Annotated in this window: 6 protein-coding genes; 3 read left to right on the top strand and 3 right to left on the bottom strand. The window is 42.7% G+C overall.

The window, feature by feature from the left end; translation table 11 throughout:
- The 3 genes from BZJ18_RS16665 to BZJ18_RS16655 all read left to right on the top strand — a co-directional run.
- Positions 1-416: ISAs1 family transposase (locus BZJ18_RS16665; protein WP_108743175.1), on the top strand; the 416-nt coding region annotated here is incomplete at its 5' end.
- A gap of 71 nt (positions 417-487) precedes the next feature.
- The gene (locus tag BZJ18_RS16660) at positions 488-1,075 is read left to right on the top strand and encodes a hypothetical protein (RefSeq protein WP_077458440.1); all 588 of its coding nucleotides are present in this window, start codon (positions 488-490) and stop codon (positions 1,073-1,075) included.
- A gap of 165 nt (positions 1,076-1,240) precedes the next feature.
- Complete coding sequence (locus BZJ18_RS16655; RefSeq protein WP_077458442.1) at positions 1,241-1,456, top strand: TIGR02450 family Trp-rich protein; 216 nt, start codon at positions 1,241-1,243, stop codon at positions 1,454-1,456.
- A 64-nt stretch (positions 1,457-1,520) separates the two neighbouring features.
- On the opposite strand, the gene BZJ18_RS16650 is transcribed toward BZJ18_RS16655, so the two are convergent.
- The 3 genes from BZJ18_RS16650 to BZJ18_RS16635 form a co-directional block, all read right to left on the bottom strand.
- Entirely contained in the window at positions 1,521-2,216 is a 696-nt protein-coding gene (locus BZJ18_RS16650) for a VC0807 family protein (protein ID WP_077458438.1), read from the bottom strand.
- A 470-nt stretch (positions 2,217-2,686) separates the two neighbouring features.
- The gene (locus BZJ18_RS16645; protein WP_077458436.1) at positions 2,687-3,661 is read right to left on the bottom strand and encodes an IS30 family transposase; all 975 of its coding nucleotides are present in this window, start codon (positions 3,659-3,661) and stop codon (positions 2,687-2,689) included.
- Positions 3,662-4,198: 537 nt separating this feature from the next.
- The gene (locus BZJ18_RS16635) at positions 4,199-4,579 is read right to left on the bottom strand and encodes a hypothetical protein (RefSeq protein WP_077458432.1); all 381 of its coding nucleotides are present in this window, start codon (positions 4,577-4,579) and stop codon (positions 4,199-4,201) included.
- Positions 4,580-5,015: the final 436 nt, after the last annotated feature.

The following is a 5,015-nucleotide window of genomic DNA, read 5'->3' as shown; positions in this document are numbered from 1 at the left end:
GTGCACTGATTAATACCAATTTAAGTGTATTAGGTGATTTGGCTTATGATTGGCCTGAACTAAAAACGATGGGCATCATGGTGAGTGTTCGACAAGAAGGCAAACACGCCGAAGAATCCGATATTTCTGTGCGCTATTATATAAGTTCAAAAGCACTGACAGCGAAAGAGCTTCATGATGCTACTCGCTCGCACTGGTTAATTGAATCAATGCACTGGCAGCTCGATGTTGGATTAAAAGAAGATGCATGTCGAATTAGGGTAGATGACCGAGCTGAAGTATTTGCACGAATAAGGCAAATGGTTCTGAATTTATTAAAGCAAGAGAAGAGTTTTAAAGCCGGTATTCAACGCAAGCGAATGATGTGCGCGATGGACCAAGAGTACCTCGCGACCGTGCTGGGAAGCCTTTCGTGACGCGGATGTTCATGCGTTTTCCGTGGCAAGTTAATCCCGAACAGAGCAGTTAAGATTAAGGAATAAGTTAATTGGATTCGTCTTTAGTAAAGCCTTTGTTGGCAATTTTCGCATTGTGCATCCCTCTTCTAGTTGCAATTGTGTTTTTTTGTTTAATAAAAAAACTCTCTCATAAAGAGTGTGTTTTTTTTGGTCTATTTATAATTTTTCTCGCAAGTGTAGCAATGCCGCTAGTCAATGCGATGAAAGGAATGGATGATTACTATCAGCAAAGAGAGTTGCTTGAAGCAATAAAAACAGTAGTAAAAAATCAAGAAGCTCTCTCTTCTGGCTATAACGAAGGATCCTCTGTTGTAATTACAAATATTGAAAACTATATGAGTGCTGATGAAAAGTATGATTATAGTAATTTTCGTGCGTTTATAGATGCATATGATATGCTTCTTACATTCTTAGGTTTGTCTCTTGGTGTTAATATACTATGTTTGGGGTTTTCGGAAAAATTGCCTCAAAATAAAACTCAACTCGAATGCAGTGTAAATGAAGAAGTAATAGAAAAATTAGATTCTATAGCTAGATCTTTATTATGGATTAAATTTATTATTCTTTTGATTGTTACTTTAATTTTAGCAATCTGTTTAGATATAATATCGAGTTGAGGATTTACACTTAAAGTTTTTCGGTATGGATTTGAGTGCGTTTGATCTCGTTCCCTCCTCCCGCGTGGGAACGAGTTACACCACCCCCAACCACTGAACCAAACCGAACCCCGTTCGTACAAGGTATCGTTATATTTAACCGATGCAGTATCTAACGGGGTGAGCGTGAATCAAATCAATCCAGCCAAGTTACGCAATAGCAAGTGGACGGCGGTCAAACCCATTAATCGCGAGAAGCACTTTTTGGTCTCCGACGTTGAGTATGATGAAGACGGTGTGGTGGTGTTATGCGTGCTCGAGTCGGTGCTGTCGAAAAAAGAATATCCGATTGACTGGCGTGAGCTCAAAAGTGACGAGAAGTGGCGTCAAGGATGGAAATGATACTAAAGGGAGGAGGCTATCCTCCCTTTTTTGATCCGTTTTTAAACGTCGCGCGTGGCGCTTGTTATTTCAGGTGGAAGATTTGCTCTGTTTCTAGCGATGTCATCGCGCGTATCTGACGCCATATGTAGTAGAAGATGCCGAACATCATCAACATGCTAGGGATAGCAATCATCGGGTAGCTGTACAGCGTCATTTTGCCTAGCTCTTCATTAAACGCGGGTGTGCCGGCAGGGCTGGTGACAATCCACGTGGCAAGGAAGTAGTTCATCGCTGATGAGAACACAAAGGTGCTGGCGAACAGATAGTTTGACCACATCAAGCAACGCTCAAAGGCGGCGGATTGCCCGCTCTCTTTTAAACGCTGATTGATCAACGCGAGGTTGAGCACGCTGTCATTCAGAATTAACTTCTGCATCAGTGGGTAGCGGGTAAAGGTTGACCCTAACACCGCCAAGCCAATAAGGCCGGGGATAAGCGCCTCTTTTAAGGCTAACCAACGGGTATCGAGCTCGAGTAGGCCAATCCCGCCTGTCAGTAATACGCTGATAAAACCTAGTGCTGCGATAAAATTGAATTTCTGGTTACGGACCAGATCCATCCCGCCGTAAGCGAGAGGGAAGGCCAAAGCGACGACCAGTGCCGTGGCTGTACCTAGGTATTCATCGCCGCTCAACTTCATCAGGATGATCGAAGGGATGAAAACGTTGAACAGGATTTCAAACAGGGGACTCGGCTTTTTCGCGGTGGTATTGCTCATAATGTGTGACTAACTCTACGTGATATCGGTGTCATTATACTCTGCCCAGCAGTGTTCATCGACCCGCAATCGATGTAAAGCGCAAATGCGCACCGTTGTGTAACTATGTGTGAAATCAATAGGTGTGAGGGGGAGCGGTGTGCGAGCCTGAAACCTACACACTAGTAAAAATTAGCGCAGGGATTGCAATCAAAAACTCCCACCATTCTGCTATTGATATATTTGTTATTACAGACTTTGCACCATGAACATTGCAAGCTTTATCAGTCTAAATGCTTAATGAGTTGAGAGAATAATGGTGTAATAATAAAGCACCATACCCCAATGCAATTAACCCACATGAAAACTTTCATTTTTTTAGGAAGTTTTTGCTTACGATTGTTTGTTATAGGATAAGTTATCCAGTATAAAAGCAGACGTGTGCCAATCGAGTAGGGGGTTTGGTAGTAAGGTTTTAAATAGCCGCGGATTCAACCGCGAAGTGCAACACTCTCGTCTGCAGCCTGGCATAACTTGTTAAAGATAACGCTAGGCTGCCTAAAACCAAGACATTTTCTTGGTCGAGCATTCAAACGAGCCACAGCTTGCATCACCTCTTCTTCAGTGATTTCACGCAGGTCAGTGCCCTTGGGAATATACTGCCTGAGTAGCCCGTTACTGTTTTCGTTTAAACCTCGCTCCCAGGATGAATAAGGGTGAGCAAAGTAAATCTCTGTCTCTAATGCCTCTGCTATTGCCTTGTGTCCGACAAATTCTGAACCATTATCCGCGGTGATTGTGTGCACATACGCGGCGTACGGTCGAAGTAGCTCAATGGTGGCATCACGGACAGCATCAGCGCTTTTGCTGCTCACCTTTTTTACCAAGTAAAAACGACTGGTTCGTTCAGCAATGGTGACAAGCGCGCCTGTGCCGTGTTTGCCCAAAACAGTATCGATTTCCCAGTCACCAAAACGCTCACGGGTATCCACAATGGCTGGCCGCTCATCGATAGACACAGGCTCTGGTATCACACAGCGCTTGCTTGTTTTGCCCTTACGATAGCGTTTGTGCCCTTGACGCAATGACTTATAAAGTTTGCCGCCAGCCGCTTTATCCGTTGCCACATATTGATAAATCCATTCATGGCTGACAGGCATGCCCAACCGCGTGCTCACATGGCTAATCTGCTCTGGGCTCCAATCAACGTTCAGGCAGAGTTTAACAAAGTCGATTGTCATCGAAGGTATGCGCCTTTTGTCGGCATGTATACGTCGACTTGTCGCTAGCTGCTGAGCTTTAGCGGGCTCGTAACGGCCGTCTGGTAACCTGTTTCTGTTTAGCTCTCTCGAGATTGTTGATTTTGACTTACAAAGGGTTTCGGCAATGACTGTTTGTGAACAGCCACGGGCCAAAAGGACAGAAATCTGGTATCGTTGTCCTTCGGTCAACTGCTGGTAACTCATGGTAATCACGTTTTGATTTTGGCGATGAGAAGCGTACCACTATCAGCAGTTGACTTCCTCTCGCCAGTTTAACCATGAGTGTTGCACTTATTATCTGAATTCAGGGCCCTGTTCGGTATAGTATTTGTTTATATTTTGAGATAAATACTTATCCAGTAATACAATACGCTTAATATCCCCAAGAGTAATCAAAGAAAACATGATAATACCCGGGATAGACCAAACTGCAAGGTATCCCCCAAGCACCAATCCAATCATAGTAACAACTAATTCATATAATTCCAATCTGATATCTCTTTGCTTTAGTTAGTCAAATGACTTTTCAGATAAAAATATCTAACCCTCCCCTTCAAACTAGCTACTTGGCGCGTAGATACTTTCCATGTTTTAGTGTTCTGCGGAATTGACATTTGCACACTTCACTGAAGCTTTTCAGTCACTGCAAAGATGAATGCCCAAGACCAGACAGCAATCGAAGTAAAGGGTAATGCAGCCTATGGCGGCATAAGTTAGATTCGCTCCTGTAGTGCTCGGTGGTCAGTCTATCACACCGGACAACTTAGCCAGATAGACAATGATGCCCGAGAGAATAAGGCTCCAAAAACCTAAAAAATTGTACCACATAAAGGCTCTGAACTTCCATGAGCTGGTCGTTTGGCGATGTCGAATAAGCGGGTAGGAAAAACAGTAAAGAGTAAAGCGATTGACGATTTTATAAGGTAATTGATAATCAAGCCTGCTGTGAAGTTTTTTTACATCTTTAGCAAGCTGTTGGTCTATAAATTCAATACGTTTGATGTCATTAAGCGCCAAGATTGCGAGTATAAAGACGGAAGGTATTGACCATAAAACAAGATATCCTCCGAAAACCAACCCCAGAATAATAAGTAAAAGCTCCCACCATTCACTTTCTGGCATAAAATTCCTCGCAAAGATATGACGATTAGAATGTTATATTTAAACTCTCGGATAGGTAAGAAAAKATAATCGCTAAAATCAAGCTCCAAAACCCTAAAAAGTTTAACCACATAAAGGATTTGAACTTCCAGGAATTGGTCGTTTGGCGATATCGAATAAGCGGATAGGAAACGCAGTAAAGGGCAAAGCGGTTCACGATCTTATAAGATAATTGATAATCAAGCCTGCTGTGAAGTTGTTTTACATCTTTAGCAAGTTGTTGGTCTATAAATTCAATGCGTTTGATGTCATTAAGCGCCAAGATTGCGAGTATAAAGACGGCTGGTACAGCCCACAAARAGGCGTATCCTCCAAAAAAAAGTATTGAGCCCATTATGAAAATATCGAGGGTATGCATGATTATTTTTTACATGAGTTAAATGGTTGTTAATTAATG

The organism is Salinivibrio sp. IB872 (genome assembly GCF_001995345.1).
GTDB lineage: Bacteria > Pseudomonadota > Gammaproteobacteria > Enterobacterales > Vibrionaceae > Salinivibrio > Salinivibrio proteolyticus.
The sequence above is the reverse complement of the archived record's forward strand: the minus strand, read 5'-3'. Positions and strand labels throughout refer to the sequence as shown.

Coding starts and splice junctions, on each gene's coding strand:
- BZJ18_RS16650 (WP_077458438.1), bottom strand. CDS start 2,216: ATGAGCAATACCACCGCGAAAAAGCCGAGTCCCCTGTTTGAAATCCTG.
- BZJ18_RS16645 (WP_077458436.1), bottom strand. CDS start 3,661: ATGAGTTACCAGCAGTTGACCGAAGGACAACGATACCAGATTTCTGTC.
- BZJ18_RS16635 (WP_077458432.1), bottom strand. CDS start 4,579: ATGCCAGAAAGTGAATGGTGGGAGCTTTTACTTATTATTCTGGGGTTG.